Raw genomic sequence first — 24289 nt, 5'->3', positions numbered from 1 at the left:
ATGCGCACCGCATGGCCCTGCGGGGTGTCGGGATCAAGGCGGCTTTTCCGGCAGGCGTCCGTCGAGCTCACCTGACCCTGCGCCGCGTGACAGCAAAGGAGCGCCGTGAGCGTCTCGCGGTTTTCCGGCTCAAGCAGCGCCTCAAGCTCGCCCTCCGGCAGACGGGCGTAGGCCTCGTCGGTCGAGGCGAAAACCGTGACGTCCGCCGCCCTTTCCGTCAGCCGGCCGCGCCGGCGGCGCCGGCGGCCAAGGCCGTCGGAAGCGCGACGGACGGGACGGCGGCGGCGCCCATCAGGACGGCGGGGCCGTCCATTCCGTCAGGAACTTCGTCGGCTCCGGGCGCTTCTTGACCCGGCGCCCCGTCGGCGGGGTTCCCATGTAAATCCAGCCGATCAACCGGTCCTTCTCCTGGAAGCCCAACGCGTGGCGAACCGTCGGATCATGCGCGGTCCACCCCGTCAGCAGAATCGCGCCCCATCCGGCGGCGTGAGCGGCCAGCATGAAGTTCTGCGCGGCGCAGGCGGCGGCGATCACCTGCTCCTCCGGCGGCACCTTCGGATGGTTCTCGGTAATCTCGGCCGCCACGGCGACGATGAGCGGCGAGCGCAGCGGCTTTTGCTTGAGCGCCAGCACGTCCTCCTCGCAGCTCTGCGGGTCGCGGGCGCGCTGGGCCGTCTCAAAGACGTCGGCCAACCGCTCGCGCGCCGCGCCGCGGATCGTCAGGAACCGCCAGGGGCGCAAGGCCCCGTGGTCCGGCGCGGTCACCGCGGCCGTCATCAACCGTTCCAACTCGCCGTCGTCGGGCGCCGGTTCGTTGAGATCGAGCGCCTTGAAAGACTGACGCGAGGCGATGAAGTCGATCAGCGCGTCGGACGAAGGCCGGCTTTCGCTCATGGCGTCGCAACTCCTGCTTCAAGAAAGGGGACCGGACCGGTCTTCTATCTAACTCGACCGCGCCCGTCCACAAAGGGCGCCAGCAGAAAGCCGGCCGCGAAGCCGCCCAGATGCGCTTCCCAGGCGATGGCGGCGTCGACGCCGAAAAGCGCCGGCGCAATCCCCATCAACAGGTTAATGGCCAGATAGACGCCCGCAAACATAAAGGCCGTGCGGCGGTTGTTGAAGGGAAAGGGCGCCGGCGGCGCGCCTTCGGGCGGGTACAGCGCGACCCGCAAGATGGCCCCCAGCAACCCGAAGATCGCGCCCGACGCGCCGACCAGCGGCGTGATCTGCGTCGGCGACAACGCGGTGAAAAGAAACGCGCCCGCCGCCGCGCACAGCCCGTAGAAGATCAGAAAGACGACCGGCCCCATCCGCCGCGCCACCGGCGTCCCGAACGCCAGGAGAAAGCCCAGATTGGTCAGCAGATGGATCCAGTTGCCATGCACCAGCGTGTGCCCGACCGGCGAGACGATCGCCGCCAGCAGATCGCCCGACGGGTCGACCTGCACCACGTAGCGCGCCGGGATGAAGGCCAGGGTAAAGAAAATCTCGCCCGCGACATTCTGCGGAATCAGCAGCCCGTCGCCGGACACCATGCGCAGGATGTGCGCGCCCAGCGTGATGGTCAGCAGCCAGCGCACCACGCCCGGGGCGTTCAGGATCGGCTGCTTGCCGCCTTGGGGATCGGACATGCGCGTTGAGCCTTTCCTGCCGGCGCGGTGACCGCGCGATGATGCCGAGCCAGGGCCGCCCGGTCAAAGCGCCGGCGCCTCGTCGGCGAGCGCCTGCAGCTTTTCGTCGCGCAGCTCGTAGACCAGCGCCTCTTCCGGCAGCGCGGCGCCGATCCGCTCATAGAGCCGGCGCGCCGGGTTTGAGCGATAGGCCGCAAGCGCGATCATCCCCTTGCCTTGGCCCGCGGCCCGGGCCGCCAGCGCGGCTATCATCGATCGCCCCAGACCGGCGCCGCGCCAATCCGGCTCGACATACAGGTCGAACAGCCACAGCCCCATGCGCCCGGTATCGGTGTCGAAGAAATCCTGTGCGAGGGCGTAGGCGACCGGCTCGCGGGTCGTCGAACGGTCGCCGGTCTCGGCGATCAGGCCGCTCAAGAAAGGCGGATCGCCCTCCAGCAAAGGCGCGATCGCGCTGGCGCCGAAGGCGGGCGCCGCCACCCCGAAATGACGGTTCAGCTTCTCCGCCAGCAAGGCGACGGCGGCGGCGTCCGCCGCCCGCATGAGGCGCAGTTCAGGGCGCGTGCGTACGGGCGGCCGAGGGGGCGCCATGGTCTCGCTCCAGAAAGTCCGACCAGGCTTTTAGCGCCCCGATGCGCCCTCTGGCCAGCCCTGCGGGGCTTGGGCATACTCCCCGCCGTTCGTTGAAAACAGTCGCGGCGCGAGGAGGCGTTCCATGAATCTGGCGGTGTGGGTCGAGCGGGCGGGCGCCGCCTACAGCGACGCGCCGGCGCTAGGTTGGGGTTCGCGGGTCCATCGCACCTACGCTGAGATGGCGGACCGCGCCGCGCGGCTCGCCGGCGGCCTCAAGGATCTCGGCCTCGCCCCCGGCGCGCGGATCGCGCTGTTCGCCAAGAACCACCCCGCCTATGTCGAGGCGATGGTCGCGATCTGGCGCGCCGGCATGGCCGCCGTGCCGATCAATAACAAGCTGCACCGGGACGAGGTCGCCTACATCCTAGAGGCGTCCAGCGCGGCGCTCGTCTTCACCACGCCCGATCTGGCCGAAACGGCCGGCGCGGCCGCCGCCTCCGGGGTGCATCTGATCGATCTGGAGGGCGAGGGCTATGAGGCCCTGATCGCCGACGCCGCGCCGGCCCGTTTGGCCGAGACGGGTCCGGACGAACTGGCCTGGCTGTTCTTCACCTCCGGCACCACGGGCCGGCCGAAGGGCGCGATGTTGAGCCACCGCAATCTGATGGCGATGACGACGGCCTATCTGGCGGACGTGGCGCCGGTCGCGCCCGGCGACGCGTGCCTGCACGCCGCCCCGATGAGCCATGGATCAGGCCTCTACATCCTGCCGCATCTGGCTCACGCCGGCGTCAACGTCACGCCCGAGAGCGGCGGCTTCTCGCCGTCCGAAATCGTCGATCTGCTGAAGGCCTGGCCGGGGGCCGCGATGTTCGCCGCGCCGACCATGGTGAACCGTCTGGTGCGCTGGGAGGGCGAGATCCCACAGAGCGCGCTGGAAAACCTGAAGGCGATCATTTACGGCGGCGCGCCGATGTATGTGGAGGATGCGCAGGCGGCGCTTGCGCGCCTCGGTCCCCGGTTGGTTCAAATCTACGGCCAGGGCGAAAGCCCGATGACGATCACCTGCCTCAGCCGCGCCGAAATCGCCGATCGCGCCCATCCGCGCGCGGCGCAGCGCCTGGGATCGGCCGGGCGCCCCTACGTCAACGTCGAGGTGCGCGTCGTCGACCGGGACGACCGTCCCGTGGGCGTCGGCGAAAGCGGCGAAATCGTGTGCCGCGGCGACAGCGTGATGCTGGGCTATCTCGACAATCCGGAGGCCACCGCCGAGACCCTGCGCGGCGGTTGGCTGCACACCGGCGATGTCGGCGCGTTCGACGCGGACGGCTATCTGACGCTGATGGACCGATCCAAAGACCTGATCATCTCGGGCGGGACCAACATCTATCCGCGCGAGGTGGAGGAGGTGCTGCTGACCCATACGGGCGTGGAGGAGTGCTCGGTCATCGGCAGGCGCGATCCGGACTGGGGCGAGATCGTCGTCGCCTACATCGTCGGCGCCGTCGATCAAGGCGCGCTTGACGCCCACTGCCTGGAGCATATGGCGCGCTTCAAGCGCCCGAAGGTCTACGTCTTCGTCGACGATCTGCCGAAGAGCAACTACGGCAAGATCCTGAAGACCGAACTGCGTAAGTTGGACGAGGGACGCTCGGCCTGACGCGCCGCCGGATGAGGCGCGTCAGGCCGGCCGGCGACGGAATTCTGGCGACCGAGCAAACGGGGAGAAGAAAAGGTGAGCGGACGTTTGGAAGGCAAAGCCGCGCTGGTGGTCGGCGCGGGCTCGATCGGGCCGGGTTGGGGCAACGGCAAGGCGACGGCGGCGCTGTTTGCGCGCGAAGGGGCGCGCGTCGCCTGCGTCGACGTCAACGCCGACGCGGCGGAGGAGACCGCCGCCCTGATCCGCGACGAGGGCGGCGAAGCGATCGCGCTCTCCGCCGACGTCGCCCGCGCGGGCGACGTCGAGGCGATGGTGGCCGAAACCCATAAGACCTTCGGGCGCATCGACGTGCTGGACTACAATGTCGGCCTCGCCCATGTCGGCGGCGTGGTGGAGCTTCCGGAGGAGGAGTGGGGCCGCGTCTTCGACGTGAATCTCAAGGGCTGCTATCTCACCATGAAGCACGTGATCCCGCTGATGGAGGCGCAGGGCGGCGGCTCGATCGTCAACATCTCCTCGATCGCCTCGATCCGCTACACCGGCGTCGCCTACGCCACCTACTACGCCACCAAGGCGGCGATGAACCACCTGACCAAGACGACCGCCGTGCAGTACGCGTCCAAGGGGATCCGCATCAACGCGGTGCTGCCCGGCCTGATGAAGACGCCGATGGTGGAGAAGTCCGTCGGCCTCGCCGGCTCCTACGCCAAGGGCGATGTGGAGGAGATGTGGCGCGTGCGCGACAAGCAGGTCCCGATGGGCCATATGGGCGACGCCTGGGACGTCGCGCACGCCTGCCTGTTCCTGGCGAGCGACGAGAGCAAGTACGTCACCGGGCTCGAGCTCGTGGTCGACGGCGGCATCACGCTGAAATACAGCTGAACCGGGCGGAGGCGATGGCGGGCGTCCAGATCGCGATGAGTTACGAGGCGGTCGAGGATCGCATCCTGATGCGCCACCGCGCAGGCGCCAAACAGGTGCGCCTGTGGCTCACCCGCCGCATGGCCGAGCAATGGCTGCAGGCGAGCGCGCGCGTGCTGGAGCATGTACAGGGCGGCGAGGCCCAGCCGCCCGCCCAGCGCCGCGCGGTCGCGCAATTCAATCGCGAAAGCGCCGTGCAGGGAACCGACTTCCAGAAGCCCTATCGCGAGCCCGGACCAGAGGAGCCGCTCAGCCCCTGGCCGGCGGACGGGCCGCTGCTGGTCGCGAAGCTGACGGTGACCGCCCACAAGGACGGACGGTTGGACCTGATTTTCGCCGGCGCGGGCGACAAGCCGGATCAGGTCAAGATCGGCGTCTCCCAGCGCGAGCTGCACGGGCTGACCCACATGCTGACGATGACGGCGGAGAAAGGCCGCTGGGGCCTGGCCGACCCGAACGCCGTCCCGGCGCGCCAACCGGGCGCCCCGCGGCGCGCCAACTGAACGACCCTCTGTTTCGGGGACACAATACGACACTCAACGTCACGGATTGCGTCCCCGATATCTCCGTCGACGTTTTCCGGGCGCACGCCTTGGCCATCCTCAGGACACTGGTCATGACCGCCATCAGATCCGCCGGCCCGACCGACGCCGACTCGATCCTCGCGCTCTACCCCCTCGCCTTTCCGGCGGAGGATCTGACGGCGCTGGTGCAGGCGTTGCTGACGCATCCCGACGCGTTGTCGCTGATCGCGGCGGAGGGCGACGCCGTCGTAGGCCACATCGTCTTCACGCGCTGCCCGGCCGCCGGCGGCGGACCCGATCTGGCGCTGCTGGGGCCTTTGTGCGTGACGCCCGCGCGCCAGCGCGCCGGCATCGGGACCGCCTTGACGCGCGAAGGAGTCCGCCGCCTGACATTGACCGGCGTCGGCCGCGTGCTGGTGCTGGGCGATCCCGCCTACTACGCGCGCGCGGGTTTCGCGCCGGAAACGGCGGTCGCCCCGCCCTACCCCCTGCCCGACGGCTGGGCGCCGGCCTGGCGCGGTCTCGCGCTCGGCGGGGCGCCGGCGCCCCGGGCGCAGACCCTGCAGGTCCCCGAGGTGTGGCGCGACCCGGCGCTGTGGGGCGGCTAAGGCTCGCGCTGCGGATCGCCTCGCGAGGCGGGAAAGACGAGGCGAAAGGCCGTCGGCGCGGCGATCACCACCAGCATGATGCGCACGACATGGTGAGTGGCGACGAAGGCCACGTCCGCGCCCAGCGCCAGCGCGACCAGCGACATCTCGGCCAGCCCGCCCGGTGCGTAGGCCAGCACCACGGAATCGATCCGCACCCCCGTCATCTGGTGCAGCGCCGCCGCGAACAGAACGGTCACCCCCAGCATCATCGCGGTCGAGCCGACCGACAGGCCGATGACCCGCAGGATCTCCGCGCGCGCCACGCCGACGAAGCGACAGCCGATCACCGTACCGATCACCCACTGCGCCAGGTTGACGATCACGGTCGGCGGCTGGGCCGCGCTTAGGCCGGCGAGATGGACGGCCGCGCTGACCAGCATCGGCCCGACCAGCAGCCACGCAGGCAGACGGAGCAGCCTGGCCAGCGGCGCCCCGATCAGCCCGCAGGCGATCAGGATCGCGTAGTCGAGGGCGGACACCTCGTCGAGGCCGACGCCGAAGCGCGCGCGGTCGGTCATGTCGATGTCAGAGGTCAGCCGAAAGAAGATCGGGATCGCCAACACGGCCAACAGGATGCGGCTGGCGTGGGTGAGCACGATGCGCCGGTCGTCGCCGCCCAGCGCCCCGCCGACCAGCATCATTTCCGTCAGGCCGCCGGGCATGCCGGCGAAATAGGCGGTCACCCGGTCATAGCCGCCGATCTTTCGGAAATAGGGATAGGCGAGCGCGCCGACGACGAGGATGTAGGCGCTCAACAGCGCGAGGCTCGCCGCCCACTCGCCCGCGCGCTCGATCATCGAGGGGGTGAAGCCGGAGCCCAGCATCACGCCGAGCACCATGATCATAGGCGGGCGCAAGGGCTGGGGTCCGCGGATCGGCGCCTTGAACAGCGCGAGGCCCGTGCAGGCGATCATCGGGCCGAGCATCCAGGGCAACGGCAGAGACGCGGCGCTCGCAGCCAACGCGCCGACGACGCCCGCCCCCAGCGCGATCAGCATCTGGGCGATAGCAAGGCCGCTCGGACGCTTCATGACGGCTCCGCCGTCGCAAAGCGCACCGCCGTTTGGCCCGGTCCGGCGCGATGGGTCGGCATGACGAGAATGCAGTCGTCATAGGGCGTGACGATCGCGCGGGACCCGTCATGGGCGATCACGACGCCGGCTTCGGCGATTCGCTCGCCGCCCTGAAAGGGGCTGGTGAAGGTCAGAGGCCCCGTCTCCACCGTCACCGCATGGGTGACCCTGAGCAGGCGCTGCGAGGGGGCCGGGCTCGGCGCCGGCAGGACCGCGTCGTGCGGCGGCAACATATCGAGCGCCGCCAGAAACCGCGCGATGACGTCGAGCGCCGTGGTCAGGCTGGCCGCGCGCCAATGCTGACCGCATTCGACCAGCAGCGCCGTCTCCGCCCGCGCCGGGTCGGCGAACGGGCCGTAATCGCGCAACCGCACGCCTTCCGCATGCCCGGCGTCGATCAGGATGTCGCGCGGCGCGCCCATACGGCGGGCGAGATCGAGGCTTTTCGCCGTCTCGCCGGCCAGGATCATCGGCGGCTCGTCGCCCGCGGTGGAATGCAGGTCGAGCAAATAGTCCGCCTGATCCACGACCGGACGCAGCGCCTTGGCGCGAACATGGTCGGGGCTGCGCGCGCACGCGGCCAGCACATCGGGCGCCCACAGCCGGTTCAAGTCTTCGACAACAGCGCGACTGGCGAAGGGACGCGCCGGATCGAAGCGCGAGCAGGCCTCCGGATTGGCGAAGACCAGGGTCAACCGCCCGCGCGCCGGCCGAAAGCCGCGGGCGAGCAGCCGCTCCAACGCCAGGCCGCCGCACAGCTCGTTGCCGTGCACCAGCCCGCAGACCACGGCGTGCGGACCCGCCGCCTCGGGACCGTCAGGCGCGGCGAGGCGGTGGACATGCGGCGGGGTCCCGTCGCCGCGCCAACGGGTGAGATCGGGCGGGACCAACTCCATTCTGTTCGGGGACGTCTCGGTCATCGCGGGGACCCGAGCCTAAGCGCCAAGCGCCGTCGCGAACAGCGCCGCGTCGGAGGGCGGAAGCGCGGCGCCCAGCGCGCGCGGTCGATCAGGGTCGAAGACATGGGCGCGAAAGCCGAGGGCCTGCGCCGCAGCGGCGTTCTCCGGCCGATCGTCGATGAAGAGCGTCCGGCCAGGCTCTAGGCCGAAGCGCGCGATCGCGCGCTCGAAGATCTCCCTCTCCGGCTTGATCACGCCTTCATGGGCGGAGACGATGCGCCCGTCGAACGACGTCAGCACGGGATAGTGCGGTTCGGACCAGTCCATATGTTCCGCCGCGTAGTTGCTGAGCGCGAAGACGGGCCGGCCGTCGGCCCGCAGCGCCTCCAGGAAGCGCACGGTCTCCGCGATCTCGCCGTCGATGGTCTCGACCCATCGACGCTCGTACTCCTGAAAGGCGGCCAAGCATTCCGGCGCGCGACGGGCGACTTCGGCTTCAGCGCCGGCGACGCTGAGGCCGCGATCCTGATCCAGAATCAGCGCCGGCAGATCGATCGCGCGCGAGAATGCCGCGGCCGCCTCCGGTCCGCCCAGGATGTCGGCCAGCAGCCGCTCGGGCCGCCAGCGGATGACGACGTTGCCGAGATCGAAGAGATAGGCGTCGAATCGCTCCATGACGCCGCTTCATAGCGCAGCCGCGCGCGGCCGGAAAGCCGCACGGCGCGGGACTTATCCCTTGACCCGGCGGTCGAAAGCCGTAGGGATTCCACACATCCGCGGCGTCCTTTGCCGGCGCCGCCGCTTTCATGATCCGGCGGGAGAGACGCGACATGACCGACGGGGCCGGCCAAGAGACCCGTACCGACGCCCAGCAGCCGAGCGCCGAAGCCGAGCGCGCCGGCGTCGGCGGGTATCCCATCCCCGACAACGTCTTCGCGCTGACGGTGACGGAGGTCGAGCACTACACCGACCGTCTGTTCCGCTTCCGCACGACCCGGCCCGACAGCTTTCGCTTCCGATCCGGCGAATTCGCGATGATCGGCCTGCCGAACGCCGAGAAGCCGGTCTATCGCGCCTATTCGATGGCGAGCCCGGCCTGGGATGAGACGCTGGAGTTCTTTTCGATCAAGGTGCCGGACGGGCCGCTGACCCAGCATTTGCAGAAGATCGTGCCGGGCGACACGGTGCTGATGCGCAAGAAGCCGACGGGCACGCTGGTGCTCGACGCGCTGCTGCCGGGCAAGCGGCTCTACATGTTCTCCACGGGCACCGGCATCGCGCCCTTCGCCAGCCTGATCCGCGACCCGGAGACCTACGAGAAGTTCGAGCAGGTGATTCTGACCCACACCTGCCGCTTGGGCGCCGAGTTGCGCTACGGCGAGGAACTGGTGGCCGCCATGCGCGACGACCCGCTGGTCGGCGAGTTGGTCGAGGGCCGCCTGATTCACTACACCAGCGTCACCCGCGACCCCGACTACCCGCGCCAGGGCCGCATCACGATGCTGCTGGAGAACGGCACGCTGTCGAAGGATCTCGACGTGCCGCCGTTGAGCGCGCAGGAGGATCGGGTGATGATCTGCGGCTCCATGGCGATGCTGCAGGACCTCAAGCGGATCTGCCTCACACGAGGGCTCGAGGAAGGCGCCAACAACAAGCCCGGCCATTTCGTGATCGAGAAGGCGTTCGCGGAGTAGGCCCGCCGCCGTCGCTCCTAGGCGGTCTCCCACAGGGCTTTGCGCCGGGCGTCGAGCTCCGCCTGGAGCGCGACCATCTCCGGGTCGAAAAAGCGCTCGGCGGTCGGCTCCGTCTCGTAGAAGCCGTAGGCGTCTCGGCCGCGGACCAGCACGGCGCTCTCCCGGCCGCTTACGGTCTGCTGCACGCGCGGCGTGATGAAGATGACGCTGAAGCCGATCCGCCGCCCCGCGCTGCGGTTCGGCTGCGAAGCGTGCAGCGTCCAGCCGTGATGCAGCGAGGCTTCGCCCGGGGCCAGAACAAGGTCCGCCGCAGCCTCCTCCGCCACGTCGGCCACCGTCTGCCCGCGCGAGAGAATGTTGGCGCCGGCGGCTGCGTCGACATGCGCGCGCTTGCCCTGTTTGTGGGAGCCGGGGACCATGCGCATGCATCCGTTTTCGACCGTGACCGGCGACAGCGCGATCCAGGCCGTCAGCACCTCGTCCGTATCCAGACCCCAATAGGTCAGATCCTGATGCCAGCTGACGAAGCTCTCGGTCTGCGGCTCCTTGATGATGAAGCTCGATTCGTAGGCCAGAACGTCCGGCCCCAAGATCGCCGTCACGGCGTCCAGGAGCTTCGGATGGCGGACCATGGCCGCCGCCTCGGGATAAAGCAGATGCGGCTTCAGCACATAATGCAGCGAGCCGCCCCAACGCGCCTCGGCGCGATCCAAGGCGGCGGTCTGCGTCGCGACCTCTTCCGCAGACAGGATGTCGAGGTCGGTCGCGAAGCCGTCTTTGAAAAACCGATCCTTAAGCGTCGCGTCCGCCAAGGCGCGTCTCCTCGCTCACGCTCTTCAGCGCACTAAAAAGAGCGTCGCACGCCGGCGCAAGTGAAACTTCCTCAATCGGCGCCCCCGGCCGCCCATCGAAGCGGCCCGGCGAAGCCGACCAATAATCTGCACTCTTGATTGTCTCTCAATTGAGAGACATACTCTCTAATCAGAGGAGACAATCGTTATGCCTGCGCAAACGTCTATGCTTCATGTCCGGGTGGACGACGCGTTAAAGGAGAAGGCGGCCGAAGCGTTGTCCGATGTGGGGCTGACGCTGTCCGACGCCGTTCGTATCTTGCTCACCCGCGTCGCGGCGGAGGGCGGACTGCCCGCCGGCCTGACCGCAGATCCGGCGGCCTACGACGCCTGGTTCCGCACGAAAGTTCAAGAAGCCTTGACTGAAAGAGGCCCGGGCGTCCTACACGATGAGGCCATGGCCGACGCCCGCGCCGCGATCAAACGGAAGAGGAGTGGGTGAGGTCCGCTGGCGCGCCGCCGCACTGGCCGATCTGAAAGCGATCCTCGACTATATTTCGGACGACGACCAGAGCGCGGCGCTTGCGCTTCTGGACGAGATCGACCGATCGGCCTCCAAGTTGGCGGCGCATCCGAAACGTGGGCGCCCCGGCCGTGTGGAGGGAACGCGAGAGTTGATCGTGCAGCCGACGTATCTGATCGTCTACGCGGAAACCGGTCGAGATGTGGCCATTCTGCGGGTGTTGCACGCCGCTCAAATGTGGCCATAGGCGCAAGCGATCGCGCCGCCGCCCCTCACCCCTCCACGACCAGCCCCTCGACCGCCGCGCGCACGCGCTCGGGCACGGAGACGCTCTTGCGGGTATCGCGATCGACATAGACGTGGACGAAGCGGCCGACGGCGGCGGCGTCCGTCTCCTCGTCGCGGAACAAGCCGATCTCGTAGACGATCGACCGCCCGCCCAGCTTCACCACGCGAACGCCGGCGGCGACCGTCTGCGGAAAGGTGATCTCCTTCAGGAACCGACACTGTGTCTCCACCACCAGCCCCACCTCCTGCGTCGTCTGGGGATCGAGGCCGGCGAAGCGGATCAGATGCTCGTTCACTACGGTGTCGAAGTAGGAATAGTACTGCACGTTGTTGACGTGGCCGTAGGGGTCCTGATCCATCCAGCGTGTCGGGATGGAGAGGAAATGCGGGTAGTCGCCCCGCCCGATCTTGTCGTCGCGCAAGTCGCTCACGCCGCTCGCTCCCCGGCGCCCAGGCGCCGCATCAGATGCATCAAGGCCTCGCGCGTCTCGTTCGGCGCTTCGGCCATCATCATATGTCCGCTTGCAGGCAGGATGGTCGCCTCGGCCCCTGCGATCGCCTCGACAAGCGGCTGAGCCGCCTTCGCCGGCGTCATCTTGTCGAGGCGCCCGAGGACGAACTGCGTCGGGCAAGCGACCTTGGCGGCCGCGTCCAGCGCGCCCTGATACGCGTCGCAGGCTGCGAGATCGGCGTGCAGCACGGCGGCCGGCGTGCGTTCGATCAGCTTGATCGCGCTCCGCACCGCCGAGATCCCGTGCGCCGGATTGCCGCCGATATGGGCGGGGCCGCCGTGGCCCCAGCTGGCGATCATCTCGGCCGCCGCGCGGCGCTGGTTGAGCGCCGCGTCCAGCAGCTTCGGGTGGACAGGCATCTTCGCCGCCACGCCGCACAAGGCCAGCCCCGCCAGCCGGCCGCCCAGGCGCGAGGCGGCCTCGAGGCACGCGAGCGCCCCCATCGAATGGCCGATCAGCACCGGGCGCTGCAGCGCCAGCGCATCGAGCGCGGCGATCAGGAAGTCCGCCAGATCCTCGATCGAGCCCAGCGCCTCACCGCCGGTACGGCCGTGGCCGGGCAAGTCGATCGCAACCACGCCGGCGCCGTGATGGGCGATGTAGCGGGTCTGCAGCCCCCAGACCGAATGATCGCCGCCGGCGCCGTGCACGAAGAGGCAAACCGGGGCGGCCGGATCGAACTCGCGCCCCCCGGTGTTGGCGAAGACTTCGTATCCTTGGATCGACAGCTTCATGGACCCGTTCACTCCGCCGCCTTGGGAGACGCGCCAGCCTTGAGCGCGCGCCTCAAGGCCTGATCCAGATCGGCCAGCAGGTCGTCCGGATCCTCCAACCCGACGGAGACGCGAATCAGATCTTCGCCGATACCCGCCGCCTCCAGCTGCTCCTTGGTCATCTGCTGATGCGTCGTGGAGGCCGGATGGAGGACCAGCGACTTGGCGTCGCCCACATTGGCCAGGTGGCTGAACAACTCGACCGACTGGATGAACGCGGCGCCGGCGGCGCGCCCGCCCTTGACCCCGAAGGCCAGCATCGAACCCGGCCCTTTCGGCAGGTACTTTTCCGCCAGCGCGTGGTCGGGATGGCTCTCCAATCCGGGATAGGTCACCCACTCCACCGCCTCATGGCCGGCCAGGAACTCCGCCGCCTTCTGCGCGTTGGCGACGTGGCGCTCCATGCGCAGCGGCAGCGTCTCGATCCCTTGCAGAAGGTAGAAGGCGCTTTGCGCCGGCAGCACCGCGCCGAAATCGCGGACGCCCTCGGCCCGCGCGCGCATGATGAAGCCGGCGGGGCCGTACTCCTCGGCGAAGGTGATCCCGTGATAGGCGGCGTAGGGCTCGGTCAGGGTCGGCCACTTCTCGGGCTCGGCCCACCAGTCGAAGGAGCCCGCGTCGATCAGCGCCCCGCCCATGACGATGCCGTGCCCGCCGCACCATTTGGTCAGCGAATGCATCATCAGATCGGCGCCGTAGTCGAAGGGCCGGCACAGATAAGGCGTGTTGAAGGTGCCGTCGATCATCAGCGGCAGGCCGTTGCGGTGCGCCACGTCCGCCACCGCCTCGACATCCAGAATGTCCAAATTGGGGTTGCCGATCAGCTCCGAAAAGACGAGGCGGGTTTCGGGGCGGATCGCCGCCTCGAACTCCTCCGGCTTGCGCGGGTCGACCAGCGTCGCCGTGATGCCGAACCGCGGCAGCGTGTGCAGGAACAGATTGATCGAGCCGCCATAGAGCGCGCGGCTGGCGACGATGTGTCCGCCCTGTCCCATCAGCGTCGCGACCGCGAGGAAGACGGCGGCGTGGCCGCTGGCCGTCGCGACCGCGCCGACGCCGCCCTCCAGGCTCGCCATGCGCTCCTCCAAGACCGCGACGGTCGGGTTCGAGATGCGCGAATAGATGTGGCCCGGCCGCTCGAGATTGAACAGGGCGGCGGCGTGGTCGACGTCCTCGAACATGTAGGACGTCGTCTGGTAGATCGGCACGGCGCGCGCGCCCGTCGTCGGATCGGGTTGCTGGCCGGCGTGCAACGTGCGGGTGTCGAAGTTGAGGAACGGCGACTTCGCCATCGGATCGGACCCTCCCAGGGACGTCGAAGGGGCGGCAAACGAAACAGGGCCGCCGCGGCTTTTCAGCGCCTTCGGCGACCCTGTCGAACATCGGACCGAGTTCGCCCCCGGTTCCCTGTTCCCCCTGTTCAACTTGCGTTGACGGCTCGAACGATAGCGGCGCCCCGATAGGGCGTCAACGGACTTCGGCCCGCGACTTGGACGGGCGGGCGAAAAAAACGAGCCGCCCGAAGGCGGCTCGAAGTTGAACAGGGGGTCAAAGAGATCGCTCGCGGAGGGGGTCCGCGAGATCCCGTCGGGGCGACGGGCCTCGATTGACGCTCGCAGAATAAGACGTCCCTTCCTAAGAAAGGGTTAAGACGTCGACGCCCGCGTCCAAGAAAAAACCCCGGCGCGGGGCGCGCCGGGGTTCTCCTGGGTCGACGCGCGGGCGCCGCCGCTTAGAACAGGCCCTCGATATGGCCCTCCTGGTTCAGCTTGATGTGGTTGGCGCTGGGCACGCGGGGCAGGCCGGGCATGGTCATGATCTCGCCGCAGATGGCGACGATGAAGCCGGCCCCGGCCGACAGACGCACTTCGCGCACCGGGACCGCGTGGCCCGTGGGCGCGCCGCGCAATGTCGGGTCGGTCGAGAAGCTGTACTGCGTCTTTGCCATGCAGACCGGCAGATCGCCGAAGCCGTCCTGCTCCCACTGGCGCAGTTGGTCGCGCACCTTCTTGTCCGCGATCGCCTCGTCGGCGCCGTAGATCTCGCGGGCGATGGTGTTGATCTTGTCGAACAGGCCCATGCCGTCGTCATACAGGGTGCGGAACTGCGCCTCGCCGCCTTCGGCCAGCGCGACGACCTTGTTCGCCAGCGCTTCAGTGCCTTCCGAACCCTTGCCCCAATGCTCGCAGACGATCGCCTCGACGCCGTACTGCGTGACGTATTCCTGGATCGCCTGATGTTCGGCGTCGGTGTCCTTGATGAACTTATTGACGGCGACCACGGCCGGCACGCCGAACTTGCCGACGTTGCGGATGTGGCGTCCGAGGTTCTCGAGGCCCTTCTTGACCGCGTCGACATTCTCCTCGCCGAGCTGATCCTTCGGCACGCCGCCGTGCATCTTGAGCGCCCGGACGGTGGCCACGATCACCACCGCGTCGGGGCTGATCCCGGCCTTGCGGCACTTGATGTCGAAGAACTTCTCGGCGCCCAGATCGGCGCCGAAGCCGGCCTCGGTCACCGTGTAGTCGGCGAGCTTCAGCGCCGTCTTGGTGGCCGAGACGGTGTTGCAGCCGTGTGCGATGTTGGCGAAGGGGCCGCCGTGAATGAACGCCGGGTTGTTCTCCAACGTCTGCACCAGGTTCGGCATCAGCGCGTCCTTCAGCAGCACGGTCATCGGCCCCTCGGCCTTCAGGTCGCGGGCGTAGATCGCCTTCTTGTCGCGGGTGTAGCCGACGACGATCGAGCCGAGGCGCGCCTCGAGGTCCTTCAGGCCGTCCGCGAGGCAGAAGATCGCCATGACCTCCGAGGCGACCGTGATGTCGAATCCGGTCTGACGCGGGAAGCCGTTGGCGACGCCGCCGAGCGAGGAGACGATGTCGCGCAGCGCGCGGTCGTTCATGTCCAGGACGCGCCGCCAGGTGACCCGGCGCTCGTCGAAGCCGAGCTCGTTGCCCCAATAGATGTGATTGTCGATCAGCGCCGAAAGCAGATTGTGCGCCGTGCCGATGGCGTGGAAGTCGCCGGTGAAGTGGAGGTTGATGTCCTCCATCGGCACGACCTGGGCGTAGCCGCCGCCCGCCGCGCCGCCCTTCACCCCGAAGCAGGGGCCGAGCGAGGGCTCGCGCAGGCAGATGATCGCGTTATTGCCGATGCGGTTCAGGCCGTCGCCGAGACCGACGGTCGTGGTCGTCTTCCCTTCGCCGGCCGGCGTCGGGCTGATCGCGGTGACGAGGACGAGCTTGCCGCTCTTACGGTCCTGAATCGACTGCAGGAAATCGTAGGAGATCTTGGCCTTGTTCGGCCCGTACTGCATCAGCTCTTCCCGCGGGACGCCGATCTTGTCGCCAATCTCGGTGATCGGCTTCATCGTCGCCTCGCGCGCGATTTCGATATCGGATTTGCTCATCTCTCGCCTTTCCCCCCCGAACGCCCGGGATCGCCGGGTCGGAAGCCGTTGCACTGCGCCGTCGCGTCGCCGGGGCCGCCCCCGATCGCGTGCGCACGCTAGCCCATAGCGGCCTTGCGGACTTGCCGCCCGCGACTTGTTTTACCTGTAAGACGACATCGGGGCGGGACGCGCATTCTCTGAAGGACGGATTGTCATCGCGGCCGAAGCGACGGAAAGAGCCGATATCTCGAAGCGCGCGTCTTTTTCATCGACCGTCAAACAACGCCGGCATGGCCGGGTCCGATCGGGCCGCCCAAGGGGGCGCGCTGCGAATGCGGGCGTCCTACCGATCCTGGAAGACCGCCGGGCGTTTCTCGAAGAAGGCGGCCAGCGCCTCGGCGTGGTCTTCCGTGCCGTGCAGGATCGCCTGATAGGCGGCGCATTGCTGGAGGTGGGCGGGCAGCGACTGGAAGCGCTGGGCGCGCAGCAGCCGCTTGGTGAGCCGCACCGCCTGCGGCGCGTTGGCCGCTATCTTGGCGGCGAGCGCCTGCGCCTCGCCCAGCAGCCGGTCGCGCGCGACGAGGCGGGAGACGAGGCCGATCGCCGCGGCCTTCTCGGCGTCGATCGGCTCGCCGGTGAACAGCATCTCGGCCGCCGCCTGCTCGCCCACCGCGCGGGCCAGAAACCACGCCGCGCCGTCGCCCGGCGCGATGCCGATGCGCACGAAGGGCGCGCCGAAGCTCGCCTCCGGCGCGGCGAGGCGAATGTCGCACAAGCAGACCAGATCCAAAGCCGCCCCGAAGGCCGCGCCGTTGACGGCCGCGATCACCGGAACCTCCAGCGCGTCCATCAGCGGCGGCACGCGGTGAATCCCCTCGGCGTAAGCGCGCTCGATGTCGGCGGCCGAGCCGGCGAACATGTCGGTCTTGTCGCGCATGTGCTTGACGTTCCCGCCGGCGGAAAAGGCCTTGCCGGCGCCGGTCAGCACGACCGCGCGCGCCGAGCGGTCGGAACGGATGCGCTCCAGCGCCTCGAGGAAGGCCTCGATCATCGCCGGCTCGGAAAAGGCGTTCAGCTCCTCCGGCCGGTTGAGGGTGAGGGTGACGACGTGATCCGTCTGCTCATGCAGGACGCGGGGCTCGCTCATCGCTCAGACGATCTCCAGCACCGCTTCGGGCGGCCGCCCCAGGCGCGCCTTGCCGTTCGCGACCACGATCGGCCGCTCTATCAGGATCGGATGCTCGACCATCGCCTGGATCAACGCCCCTTCGTCGGCGACGTCCTTGAGGCCGCCGTCCTTATAGGCGCTCTCTTTGGTGCGCATGAGCTCACGCGCGCTGGCGAGCCCCAGCTTGCCGATCAGATCGGTGAGCGTCGCGGCGTCGGGCGGCGTCTCCAGGTAAAGCGTCACCTGCGGCTCGATCCCCTTTTCCTGCAGAAGCTGCAGCGCCTGCCGCGACTTGGAGCAGCGCGGGTTGTGATAGATTTGAACGGTCATCGGCGTCTCTCCTGTGTTTTCTTCACACCGTCCGCCGCACGCCGACGGGCACGCCCACGCGGTTGACCAGCCGGTCGACCTCGCGGTGGATCAGGTCGAGATTGCTGTCGCGCACGGTCGGCAGGGCGAAGCGCGCGCGGCGCACGGCGTCGTAGTCGAGCTCGGCGGTCAGCAGAACCTCCTCATCCCCCTTGGCTTGCGCCAACGGGCTGCCGTGCGGGTCGAGGATGCGGCTGCCGCCCCAGAAGTGCAGGCCGCCCTCGCGGCCCGCGATGTTCGCCATCACGACCGGCATGCCGTACATCATGGCGTAGAAGCGCAGCGTCACGTCCCAGCCGTCGGGATTGGAGAAATCGCCGCCCACCACCTCGTTGGCGGACGCGATCGGCGAGAGCATCAGCGTCGCGCCGTGCAGCGCCGAGAGATGGACCAGGCCCGGATTCCAAAGGTCCGCGCAGATCAGCAGGCTCGCGTCCCACGGGCGCTCCAGCGTGAAGACCTCGACATAGCGGCCTTCCGCGAAATACTTGTCCTCCTCCATCCGGCCGTAGGAGGGCAGGTTGATCTTGCGGTGGATGAAGTCGACGCGCCCGCGGCGCAGCACGGCGGCGGCGTTGTAGAACTGGGCGGCGTACCCCTCTTCCACGAAGCCGACGACCACCGTCATCTCGCCCGCCGCTTCGGCGAGCGAGAGAAGCCGCGGATCGTCCTTCGCCATCGCCACGTCGACCGCGTGATCGGCCACCTGATAACCGGTCAGCGAGAGTTCCGGGAACATCAGCAAGGCGGCGCCTTCAGCCTTCGCGTCTTCGATGAAAGCGCGGTGGCGCTCCAGATTGCGCGCGACATGGTTCAGGTCGGTGGCGACCTGGGCGACGGCGACCTTGATGCGCGAGGCGACGGCCATGACCGGGGACCCTTTCGATGCGGCGGGACGACTGCCGCCCCCGCTATAGCCGATCGGACGCGGCCGCGAAACAGCCGCGCGCGCTTGACGCAAGCGGACCGGCGCCCGACCTTTGCGCCGCTTTCACGCCAATTCAGGACAAGAGGACGAACGACGATGGGCGACAGTCTCAAAGGCCGGGCGGCGCTGGTAACGGGCTCCACCAGCGGAATCGGTCTCGCCATGGCGCGCGCGCTGGCGGGCGAGGGATGCTCGGTGATGTTGAACGGTCTGGGCGACCCGGGCGAGTGCGAGAAGATCCGCGCGGATCTCGCCGCCGAGACAGGCGCGGAGATCGGCTATCACCCGGCCGACATGTCCAAGCCCGCCGAGATTCGCGACGCGGTCGCCAAAACGGTCGAGGCGTTCGGCGGCTTGAACATTCTGGTCAACAACGCCGGCATTCAGCATGTGGCCCCGATCGACGCGTTTCCGGAGGAGAAGTGGGACGCGATCATCGCGATCAACCTCTCCGCCGCCTTTCATGCGATCAAGGCGGCGCTGCCGCACCTGCGCAAAGCGGGCTGGGGGCGCATCGTCAACACGGCCTCCGCCCACGGGCTGGTCGCCAGCGTCAACAAGTCGGCCTACGTCGCGGCCAAGCACGGCATCATGGGGCTGACGAAAGCGACCGCCATCGAGACGGCGGAGGAGCCGATAACCTGCAACGCGATCAATCCGGGCTGGGTGCGCACGCCGCTGGTGGAAGCTCAGATCCGCGCGCGGGCCGAGGAGAAAGGCGTCTCCGTCGAGGACGAGGCGATCGCGCTCCTGTCCGAAAAACAGCCCTCGAAGAAGTTCACCACGCCCGAGCAGCTGGCCGGCATCCTGCTCTTCCTCTGCTCGCCGGCCGCCGATCAGATCACCGGCGTGCCGATGGTGGCCGACGGGGGCTGGACTTCGCAGTAAGGGGCGCCGTCCGCCTCACACCGTCAGCATGATCTTGCCGATGTGGGTCGAGCTCTCCATCAGGGCGTGGGCGTCCGCCGCTTGCGCCAGCGGGAAGGTCTTGTGGATCGTCGGGCGGACCTTACCCGCCTCGATCAGCGGCCAGACGTGGGCCTTCAGCTCGAGCGCGATCGCCTCCTTCTCCGCGATCGTCTGGGGGCGCAGGGTGGAGCCCATGACGCACAGCCGATTGCGGAGCACGGGGCCGAAATTGACCTCCGCCTTCGGCCCGCCCAGGAAGGCGATGAAGCAGTAGCGCCCGTCGCGGCGCAACGCGTCTATCCCTTTCTGGATGTAATCCCCGCCGACCATGTCGAGGATCACGTCGACGCCCTCGCCCTGGGTGTCGGTCTTGAGGACCGCGGCCCAATCCTCGCTCTTGTAGTTGATCGCGCGGTCGGCGCCGGCCTCGCGGCAGGCGGCGAGCTTCTCTTCCGAGCCGGCGGTGGTGTAGACGCTGGCGCCGAAGCGCTTGGCGAGCTGGATGGCGGTCAGCCCGATGCCGCTGGAGCCGCCGTGAACCAGGAAGCGCTCGCCCGCGGTAAGCGTCGCGCGCATGAAGACGTTGTACCAGACGGTGAAGAAATTCTCCGGCAAGGCGGCGGCCTGCACCATGTCGTACCCCGCCGGGATCGGCAGGCAGTGCCCGGCCGGCGCCGTGCAGTATTCGGCGTAGCCGCCGCCGGGGGTTAGCGCCGTCACCTTGTCGCCGACGGCGAGGCCGCGCACGCCCTCGCCCAGCGCCGCGACTTCGCCGGCGACCTCCAGGCCGGGCAGCGGGCTCGCGTCCGGCGGGGGCGGGTAGGCGCCGGCGCGCTGCATGCAGTCGGGCCGATTGACGCCGGCGGCCGCGACCTTGATCAGCGCCTCGCCCGGCTTCGGCGTCGGCGTGGCGGCCTCGGTCGGCTTCAGGACCTCCGGTCCGCCCGGCTCGGAGATCTCGACGGCGTGCATTGTGTGCGGCAGATCGTTCGTCGCGGCCATGGCGTCCTCGTCTGGTTTCTGGGTGCGGTTTCTGATTGGCTGTCGGGCGGCTATATAAGAAGGCTCGGGCCGGCGCTGCAAGCCGCGGCCCCGCCCGCGACGTTAAGGAGGCGACGCGCCATGGCGATCTTCGAGGACGACCAACCCAAGAAGCCGCAGGGTCTGATCCCGCGCGATCTCGACCAGATGTCGATCGAGGCGCTGGAGGATTATATCGGCGAACTGCAGACCGAGATCGACCGCGCCAAGGCCAAGATCGCCGACAAGCGCGACGCCCGCGGCGCGGCGGAGGGCTTTTTTAAGAGTTGAGGGGGCTCGCCCCTTTGGGCGCCCCCGCGAAAGCGGTAGGCCTTCGCGACCCGCGCGCCGTCGTTGGTGCGTGCATTGGAAGGTCCCCGCTTTCGCGGGGACTCCTCAAGAGATCTTGGCGGCGGAGGCGACGCCGCGCGCAAACCCACTGAATCATCGGAGGAGCGAGAATGACCGAGACGAACCGCAGCTGGGTGCTGGATTCCTACCCCGACGGCATGCCCGAGGCGGGGAATTGGCGCCTGGAGGAAGCGCCCCGCCCGACGCCAGGGGCGGGCCAGGTGCTGGCCCGTGCGATCTATCTCTCGGTCGATCCCTATATGCGCGGGCGCATCTCCAAAGCCGCCAACTACGCCGCCGGCGTGCAATTGGGCGAGGTGATGCACGGCGGTGCGGTCGCCGAGATCGTGGAAAGCGACCACCCGGATTGGAAGCCCGGCGATCTGATCGAGACGATGGGTTTCGGCTGGCGCGAATGGGCGGTCCTCGACCCTGAAACGACGGGTCCGAACGGCCTGCGCCGGGTCGATCCTTCGCTCGGGCCGATCCACGCCTATCTCAGCTATCTCGGCATGCCTGGGGTGACGGCGTGGCTCGCGATGCAGGACATCGGCCGGGCGAAGCCGGGGGAGACGGTGCTGGTCTCCGCGGCCTCGGGCGCGGTTGGGCAAGTGGTCGGTCAGATCGCCAAGGACGCCGGCGCGCGCGCCGTCGCCGTCGCCAGCAGCGCCGACAAGCTCGCCTGGTGCGAGGAGATCGGCTTCGACGCCGGCGTGAACTACCGCGAACGCGCGGATGACCTGGCGGACGCGGTGAAAGAGGCCTGTCCCGACGGGATCGACGTCTTCTTCGACAACACCGCCGGCCCGATCCACGACGCCGCCATGAAGAATCTGGCGCTGGGGGCGCGGATCGTCATCTGCGGCATGGTCTCCAACGCGGGGACCTTCGACCAGCCCGACATGGGCGAACGGCACCTGCGCCGCATCCTGGTCGCCCGCGCCCGCATGGAAGGCTTCCTGATCTTCGATCATATGGCGCGCTGGGACGAGGCGCGCCGGGCGCTGGCCGCGATGGCGGCCGACGGGCGTCTGAAGTTCAAGACCGACCGGTTGGATGGGATCAAACATATGCCCCAGGCCTTCGTGAACCTGCTGACCAGCCGGAATTTCGGCAAGCAGCTGGTGCAGGCGGGCCCGGATCCGACCGCGTGAGAGGGCGAGGGCTCCGGTCCGGATTATCCGCGTCCTGACGAAAGTCAGGACCCAGGGCGTCCCGCCCCGGGCGGAGTCCGTTTCCCTGGACCCTGACCTTGGTCAGGGCCAAGGCGCGCGGTGGAACGCTGTCGAACCCCCGCGCCCGCCAGGAACAACTGCTTCAACGCGCCGGGGCCTGACACGCCCCCTCGCGCACGCTACCCTCCCCACCCAATTGTGATCACAAATCCGGCGGAGGGTGCGTGAGCGGGAAACGGGAAGCGGATCTGGTGGTGGTCGGCGCGGGGGCCGCCGGCCTGGCGGCCGCGGCGGCGGCGCAAGCGGGCGGTCTGGACGTCGTTCTGTTGGAGGCGAAGGACCGGATCGGCGGGCGCGCCCTGACCGACGCGGCGAGCCTGCCCAGCGGGCCCTTCGACATCGGCTGTCATTGGCTGCACGACGCCAGCGAGAACCCTTTCGCGGCGATCGCGCTGGCGACCGGCCGGCGGATCCGCAACACCGTTCACCCCGGCCGCATGCCGCGTTGGCTGGCGGTCGGCGGCGACATCAAGGGGGAGGCCGAGCGCGCCGCGGCCGCCGACTACAACGCCGCCGCCTTCGCCGCATTCGCGGAGGCGGGCGCCGCGGGGCGCGACGTCGCCGGGGCGACGGTGCTGGACGCGTCGTCGCCCTGGTATCCGATCTTCCGCGGCTGGTGCAGCGCCTTGATGGGCGTACCGCCTGAGCGTCTGTCGACCGCCGACTACGCGGCAAACCGGGACACCGGCGAGAATTGGCCCGTATGCGACGGATACGGCGCGCTTGTCGCGGCCGCCTTCGCCGACGTCCCGGCCCGCCTCTCCACCCCGGTCGCGAAGATCGACGGGACCGGCGCGCGGATGCGGGTCGAGACGGCGGCCGACGGCGCGATCGAAGCCGAGGACGTGATCCTCACCGTCTCCACCACCGTGCTGGCGTCCGGCGCGATCGAGATCGCGCCCGGCCTGCCGGCCGACCTCGAGGCCGCGATCGAGGCCTGTCCGTTGGGCCACGCCGAGCGGATCGGCGTCGCGCTGCGCCGGAAGATCGACGGGATCCCGGATCAGACCGCGGGCCACCTGTTCACAAAGGCCGGCGACCAGATCGGGATCATGATCCACGAGTTCGGGCGCCCGGAGCTTACCGGCTATCTGTCCGGCGATCTGGCGAAGGCCTTGGGCGCGGCCGGCGAGAAGGCCGTTTTCGCCGTCTTCCGCGACGCCTTGAAGGAGGCGTTCGGCGCCGACTTCGAGAACGAAATCGCCGCCTGGACCTGCAGCCAATGGACCGGCGACCCGCATATCCAGGGCGCCTACAGCGCCGCCAGGCCGGGCGAGGCGCACCGCCGCCCGCGCCTGCGCGAACCGGCGCAGGAGCGTCTGTTCCTGGCCGGCGAGGCCACCCATCCGGAGCGCTTCGCCTCGGCGCACGGCGCCTATATGAGCGGGCTGCGTGCGGTCGGCCAGGTGCGCGCGCGGCGCAAGCGCGCGGGCCTTGAATGAGCGACGATTCCGCCAGCCTCGAGGCCGCGCGTCTGCTGCGCGCCGGCAATCTGAAAGGCATGGGCTGGATGTTCTGCGCGGCCGTCGGCTTCGCCAGCATGCACGCCGCGATCCGGCAGGTGAGCCATGAGTTGCACCCGTTCGAGATCGCCTTCTTCCGGAACTTCTTCGCCGTCCTGGTGATGTTGCCCTTGCTGTTGAAACTGGGGCTGGCGCCGCTGCGCACCGATCGGCCGTGGCTGCTCGGCGCGCGGGCGGCGATCAATCTGGTCGCGATGCTGATCTACTTCACGGCGCTCAGCATAACGCCGCTGGCCGACGTCTCGGCGTTGAGCTTTCTGGCGCCGATCTTCGTCACGCTGCTCGGCGTGATCTTTCTGAAGGACAGCGTCGGCTGGCGGCGTTGGGCGGCCATCGCGGTCGGCTTCGCGGGCGCGGTCACGGTGATCCGGCCGGGCTTGGGGTCGTTCGATATCGGCCATCTCTACGTCGTGATCTCGACCGTGATCTGGGCCGTGGCGCTGCTGATCATCAAGGTTCTCTCGCGCACCGAAAGCTCGATGACGATCACGCTTTATATGGGGATCATGATGGCGCCGATGTCGCTCATTCCCGCGCTGTTCGTGTGGCAATGGCCGAGCGGCGGGGCGCTCCTCTGGCTCGTCGGGATCGGCGCGTTCGGCGCAGGCGCGCAATGGGCGCTGTCGGAAAGCCTGCGGCTCGGGGAGACGGCCGTCGTCATGCCGATCGACTTCTTCAAGCTGATCTGGGCGGCGATTCTCGGCTATGTGCTGTTCCAAGAGGTCCCGGATCTCTTCACCTGGATCGGCGGCGCGGCGATCTTCGCGGCCGCGACCTACATCGCCGTGCGGGAAAGCCGTCTTAAACATCCTGAGCCGGGTTGAACCGGCGAAATTGAGCGATTCCCGTCGCGTCTGGACCATTCGCGGCGCGCGCACCCGTCATT

The 24289-nt window shown here is 68.7% G+C and carries 27 protein-coding genes and 1 pseudogene; 12 read left to right on the top strand and 16 right to left on the bottom strand.

All coding sequences use genetic code 11. From position 1 onward, the window contains the following. Positions 1-2: 2 nt before the first annotated feature. The 4 genes and pseudogenes from RIB45_RS10890 to RIB45_RS10875 all read right to left on the bottom strand — a co-directional run. Positions 3-221 (bottom strand): annotated as a pseudogene (locus RIB45_RS10890) (fasciclin domain-containing protein); the annotation flags it as partial. Positions 222-291: 70 nt separating this feature from the next. Beyond that, complete coding sequence (locus tag RIB45_RS10885; protein ID WP_350050296.1) at positions 292-894, bottom strand: nitroreductase family protein; 603 nt, start codon at positions 892-894, stop codon at positions 292-294. 44 nt (positions 895-938) lie between these two features. Continuing rightward, positions 939-1631 (bottom strand): rhomboid family intramembrane serine protease, encoded by a 693-nt coding sequence (locus tag RIB45_RS10880; protein WP_350050295.1) that lies wholly within the window; start codon positions 1629-1631, stop codon positions 939-941. A 63-nt stretch (positions 1632-1694) separates the two neighbouring features. Then, positions 1695-2222 (bottom strand): GNAT family N-acetyltransferase, encoded by a 528-nt coding sequence (locus RIB45_RS10875; RefSeq protein ID WP_350050294.1) that lies wholly within the window; start codon positions 2220-2222, stop codon positions 1695-1697. Positions 2223-2346: 124 nt separating this feature from the next. Here RIB45_RS10875 and RIB45_RS10870 point away from each other — a divergent pair, with 124 nt between their 5' ends. The 4 genes from RIB45_RS10870 (at position 2347) to RIB45_RS10855 (ending at position 5917) form a co-directional block, all read left to right on the top strand. Next, the gene (locus tag RIB45_RS10870; protein WP_350050293.1) at positions 2347-3864 is read left to right on the top strand and encodes an AMP-binding protein; all 1518 of its coding nucleotides are present in this window, start codon (positions 2347-2349) and stop codon (positions 3862-3864) included. Between the two features lie 75 nt (positions 3865-3939). Further along, positions 3940-4746, top strand: coding sequence for an SDR family NAD(P)-dependent oxidoreductase (locus RIB45_RS10865; RefSeq protein WP_350050292.1), 807 nt, complete (start codon positions 3940-3942; stop codon positions 4744-4746). A gap of 14 nt (positions 4747-4760) precedes the next feature. Further along, a complete protein-coding gene (locus RIB45_RS10860; RefSeq protein ID WP_350050291.1) occupies positions 4761-5288 on the top strand; it encodes a hypothetical protein in 528 nt (175 codons plus the stop codon). A gap of 113 nt (positions 5289-5401) precedes the next feature. Next, on the top strand, positions 5402-5917 hold the full coding sequence (locus RIB45_RS10855; RefSeq protein WP_350050290.1) for a GNAT family N-acetyltransferase: 516 nt from the start codon (positions 5402-5404) through the stop codon (positions 5915-5917). On the opposite strand, the gene RIB45_RS10850 is transcribed toward RIB45_RS10855, so the two are convergent. The 3 genes from RIB45_RS10850 to RIB45_RS10840 are packed head-to-tail and all read right to left on the bottom strand — an operon-like array spanning position 5914 to position 8606. Further along, the gene (locus tag RIB45_RS10850) at positions 5914-6990 is read right to left on the bottom strand and encodes an AbrB family transcriptional regulator (RefSeq protein ID WP_350050289.1); all 1077 of its coding nucleotides are present in this window, start codon (positions 6988-6990) and stop codon (positions 5914-5916) included. The genes RIB45_RS10855 and RIB45_RS10850 overlap by 4 nt on opposite strands. Continuing rightward, positions 6987-7952, bottom strand: coding sequence for a M14 family metallopeptidase (locus RIB45_RS10845; protein WP_350050288.1), 966 nt, complete (start codon positions 7950-7952; stop codon positions 6987-6989). The genes RIB45_RS10850 and RIB45_RS10845 overlap by 4 nt, the downstream gene beginning before the upstream one ends. Before the next feature lie 15 nt (positions 7953-7967). Further along, entirely contained in the window at positions 7968-8606 is a 639-nt protein-coding gene (locus RIB45_RS10840) for an HAD family hydrolase (RefSeq protein WP_350050287.1), read from the bottom strand. Between the two features lie 155 nt (positions 8607-8761). Between RIB45_RS10840 and RIB45_RS10835 the strand changes: the two genes are divergently transcribed. Continuing rightward, positions 8762-9625 carry a ferredoxin--NADP reductase gene (locus RIB45_RS10835; protein ID WP_350050286.1) on the top strand — a complete coding sequence of 288 codons (864 nt, stop codon included), beginning with the start codon at positions 8762-8764 and terminating at the stop codon, positions 9623-9625. Between the two features lie 17 nt (positions 9626-9642). Here RIB45_RS10835 and RIB45_RS10830 read toward each other — a convergent pair whose 3' ends face one another. Further along, on the bottom strand, positions 9643-10437 hold the full coding sequence (locus RIB45_RS10830; RefSeq protein ID WP_350050285.1) for a phytanoyl-CoA dioxygenase family protein: 795 nt from the start codon (positions 10435-10437) through the stop codon (positions 9643-9645). 187 nt (positions 10438-10624) lie between these two features. On the opposite strand from RIB45_RS10830, the gene RIB45_RS10825 reads away from it, so the two are divergent. Together RIB45_RS10825 and RIB45_RS10820 are read left to right on the top strand one after the other, a co-directional pair. Further along, complete coding sequence (locus tag RIB45_RS10825) at positions 10625-10918, top strand: type II toxin-antitoxin system RelB/DinJ family antitoxin (protein ID WP_350050284.1); 294 nt, start codon at positions 10625-10627, stop codon at positions 10916-10918. After that, entirely contained in the window at positions 10911-11186 is a 276-nt protein-coding gene (locus RIB45_RS10820) for a type II toxin-antitoxin system RelE/ParE family toxin (RefSeq protein WP_350050283.1), read from the top strand. The genes RIB45_RS10825 and RIB45_RS10820 overlap by 8 nt, the downstream gene beginning before the upstream one ends. A gap of 25 nt (positions 11187-11211) precedes the next feature. On the opposite strand, the gene RIB45_RS10815 is transcribed toward RIB45_RS10820, so the two are convergent. The 7 genes from RIB45_RS10815 to RIB45_RS10785 form a co-directional block, all read right to left on the bottom strand. Beyond that, on the bottom strand, positions 11212-11658 hold the full coding sequence (locus tag RIB45_RS10815) for an acyl-CoA thioesterase (protein ID WP_350050282.1): 447 nt from the start codon (positions 11656-11658) through the stop codon (positions 11212-11214). Further along, positions 11655-12473: an alpha/beta fold hydrolase gene (locus RIB45_RS10810; RefSeq protein WP_350050281.1), complete on the bottom strand. Its 819-nt coding sequence runs from the start codon at positions 12471-12473 to the stop codon at positions 11655-11657. Before RIB45_RS10810 ends, RIB45_RS10815 begins: the two co-directional genes overlap by 4 nt. Positions 12474-12481: 8 nt before the next feature. Beyond that, positions 12482-13804 (bottom strand): O-acetylhomoserine aminocarboxypropyltransferase, encoded by a 1323-nt coding sequence (locus RIB45_RS10805; protein WP_350050280.1) that lies wholly within the window; start codon positions 13802-13804, stop codon positions 12482-12484. A 440-nt stretch (positions 13805-14244) separates the two neighbouring features. Beyond that, on the bottom strand, positions 14245-15918 hold the full coding sequence (locus tag RIB45_RS10800; RefSeq protein WP_350050279.1) for a formate--tetrahydrofolate ligase: 1674 nt from the start codon (positions 15916-15918) through the stop codon (positions 14245-14247). Between the two features lie 325 nt (positions 15919-16243). Further along, positions 16244-17047, bottom strand: coding sequence for an enoyl-CoA hydratase-related protein (locus RIB45_RS10795; protein ID WP_350050278.1), 804 nt, complete (start codon positions 17045-17047; stop codon positions 16244-16246). 3 nt (positions 17048-17050) lie between these two features. Next, positions 17051-17398, bottom strand: coding sequence for an arsenate reductase (glutaredoxin) (gene arsC, locus RIB45_RS10790; RefSeq protein ID WP_350050277.1), 348 nt, complete (start codon positions 17396-17398; stop codon positions 17051-17053). 22 nt (positions 17399-17420) lie between these two features. After that, entirely contained in the window at positions 17421-18305 is an 885-nt protein-coding gene (locus RIB45_RS10785; protein ID WP_350050276.1) for a nitrilase-related carbon-nitrogen hydrolase, read from the bottom strand. A gap of 156 nt (positions 18306-18461) precedes the next feature. Between RIB45_RS10785 and RIB45_RS10780 the strand changes: the two genes are divergently transcribed. Beyond that, positions 18462-19253, top strand: coding sequence for a 3-hydroxybutyrate dehydrogenase (locus RIB45_RS10780; RefSeq protein WP_350050275.1), 792 nt, complete (start codon positions 18462-18464; stop codon positions 19251-19253). A gap of 15 nt (positions 19254-19268) precedes the next feature. Here RIB45_RS10780 and RIB45_RS10775 read toward each other — a convergent pair whose 3' ends face one another. Next, a complete protein-coding gene (locus RIB45_RS10775; protein WP_350050274.1) occupies positions 19269-20276 on the bottom strand; it encodes an NAD(P)H-quinone oxidoreductase in 1008 nt (335 codons plus the stop codon). A gap of 120 nt (positions 20277-20396) precedes the next feature. On the opposite strand from RIB45_RS10775, the gene RIB45_RS10770 reads away from it, so the two are divergent. From RIB45_RS10770 to RIB45_RS10755, 4 genes are all read left to right on the top strand, one after another. Beyond that, on the top strand, positions 20397-20585 hold the full coding sequence (locus tag RIB45_RS10770) for a DUF1192 domain-containing protein (RefSeq protein ID WP_350050273.1): 189 nt from the start codon (positions 20397-20399) through the stop codon (positions 20583-20585). A 170-nt stretch (positions 20586-20755) separates the two neighbouring features. Then, positions 20756-21799, top strand: coding sequence for an NADP-dependent oxidoreductase (locus RIB45_RS10765; RefSeq protein WP_350050272.1), 1044 nt, complete (start codon positions 20756-20758; stop codon positions 21797-21799). Positions 21800-22044: 245 nt separating this feature from the next. Next, the gene (locus RIB45_RS10760) at positions 22045-23322 is read left to right on the top strand and encodes a flavin monoamine oxidase family protein (protein WP_350050271.1); all 1278 of its coding nucleotides are present in this window, start codon (positions 22045-22047) and stop codon (positions 23320-23322) included. Further along, positions 23319-24227, top strand: coding sequence for a DMT family transporter (locus RIB45_RS10755; protein WP_350050270.1), 909 nt, complete (start codon positions 23319-23321; stop codon positions 24225-24227). The genes RIB45_RS10760 and RIB45_RS10755 overlap by 4 nt, the downstream gene beginning before the upstream one ends. Positions 24228-24289 lie beyond the last annotated feature (62 nt).

This window comes from Marivibrio sp. (assembly GCF_040218065.1).
In the GTDB taxonomy this organism is placed as follows: domain Bacteria; phylum Pseudomonadota; class Alphaproteobacteria; order UBA8366; family Aestuariispiraceae; genus Marivibrio.
The sequence above is the reverse complement of the archived record's forward strand: the minus strand, read 5'-3'. Positions and strand labels throughout refer to the sequence as shown.

What these genes read in the sequence shown, in the direction of transcription:
- RIB45_RS10885 (WP_350050296.1), bottom strand. Translation starts at nt 894, where the DNA reads ATGAGCGAAAGCCGGCCTTCGTCCGACGCGCTGATCGACTTCATCGCC.
- RIB45_RS10880 (WP_350050295.1), bottom strand. Translation starts at nt 1,631, where the DNA reads ATGTCCGATCCCCAAGGCGGCAAGCAGCCGATCCTGAACGCCCCGGGC.
- RIB45_RS10875 (WP_350050294.1), bottom strand. Translation starts at nt 2,222, where the DNA reads ATGGCGCCCCCTCGGCCGCCCGTACGCACGCGCCCTGAACTGCGCCTC.
- RIB45_RS10870 (WP_350050293.1), top strand. Translation starts at nt 2,347, where the DNA reads ATGAATCTGGCGGTGTGGGTCGAGCGGGCGGGCGCCGCCTACAGCGAC.
- RIB45_RS10860 (WP_350050291.1), top strand. Translation starts at nt 4,761, where the DNA reads ATGGCGGGCGTCCAGATCGCGATGAGTTACGAGGCGGTCGAGGATCGC.
- RIB45_RS10855 (WP_350050290.1), top strand. Translation starts at nt 5,402, where the DNA reads ATGACCGCCATCAGATCCGCCGGCCCGACCGACGCCGACTCGATCCTC.
- RIB45_RS10850 (WP_350050289.1), bottom strand. Translation starts at nt 6,990, where the DNA reads ATGAAGCGTCCGAGCGGCCTTGCTATCGCCCAGATGCTGATCGCGCTG.
- RIB45_RS10845 (WP_350050288.1), bottom strand. Translation starts at nt 7,952, where the DNA reads ATGACCGAGACGTCCCCGAACAGAATGGAGTTGGTCCCGCCCGATCTC.
- RIB45_RS10840 (WP_350050287.1), bottom strand. Translation starts at nt 8,606, where the DNA reads ATGGAGCGATTCGACGCCTATCTCTTCGATCTCGGCAACGTCGTCATC.
- RIB45_RS10835 (WP_350050286.1), top strand. Translation starts at nt 8,762, where the DNA reads ATGACCGACGGGGCCGGCCAAGAGACCCGTACCGACGCCCAGCAGCCG.
- RIB45_RS10825 (WP_350050284.1), top strand. Translation starts at nt 10,625, where the DNA reads ATGCCTGCGCAAACGTCTATGCTTCATGTCCGGGTGGACGACGCGTTA.
- RIB45_RS10810 (WP_350050281.1), bottom strand. Translation starts at nt 12,473, where the DNA reads ATGAAGCTGTCGATCCAAGGATACGAAGTCTTCGCCAACACCGGGGGG.
- RIB45_RS10805 (WP_350050280.1), bottom strand. Translation starts at nt 13,804, where the DNA reads ATGGCGAAGTCGCCGTTCCTCAACTTCGACACCCGCACGTTGCACGCC.
- RIB45_RS10800 (WP_350050279.1), bottom strand. Translation starts at nt 15,918, where the DNA reads ATGAGCAAATCCGATATCGAAATCGCGCGCGAGGCGACGATGAAGCCG.
- RIB45_RS10795 (WP_350050278.1), bottom strand. Translation starts at nt 17,047, where the DNA reads ATGAGCGAGCCCCGCGTCCTGCATGAGCAGACGGATCACGTCGTCACC.
- arsC (WP_350050277.1), bottom strand. Translation starts at nt 17,398, where the DNA reads ATGACCGTTCAAATCTATCACAACCCGCGCTGCTCCAAGTCGCGGCAG.
- RIB45_RS10785 (WP_350050276.1), bottom strand. Translation starts at nt 18,305, where the DNA reads ATGGCCGTCGCCTCGCGCATCAAGGTCGCCGTCGCCCAGGTCGCCACC.
- RIB45_RS10780 (WP_350050275.1), top strand. Translation starts at nt 18,462, where the DNA reads ATGGGCGACAGTCTCAAAGGCCGGGCGGCGCTGGTAACGGGCTCCACC.
- RIB45_RS10775 (WP_350050274.1), bottom strand. Translation starts at nt 20,276, where the DNA reads ATGGCCGCGACGAACGATCTGCCGCACACAATGCACGCCGTCGAGATC.
- RIB45_RS10770 (WP_350050273.1), top strand. Translation starts at nt 20,397, where the DNA reads ATGGCGATCTTCGAGGACGACCAACCCAAGAAGCCGCAGGGTCTGATC.
- RIB45_RS10765 (WP_350050272.1), top strand. Translation starts at nt 20,756, where the DNA reads ATGACCGAGACGAACCGCAGCTGGGTGCTGGATTCCTACCCCGACGGC.
- RIB45_RS10755 (WP_350050270.1), top strand. Translation starts at nt 23,319, where the DNA reads ATGAGCGACGATTCCGCCAGCCTCGAGGCCGCGCGTCTGCTGCGCGCC.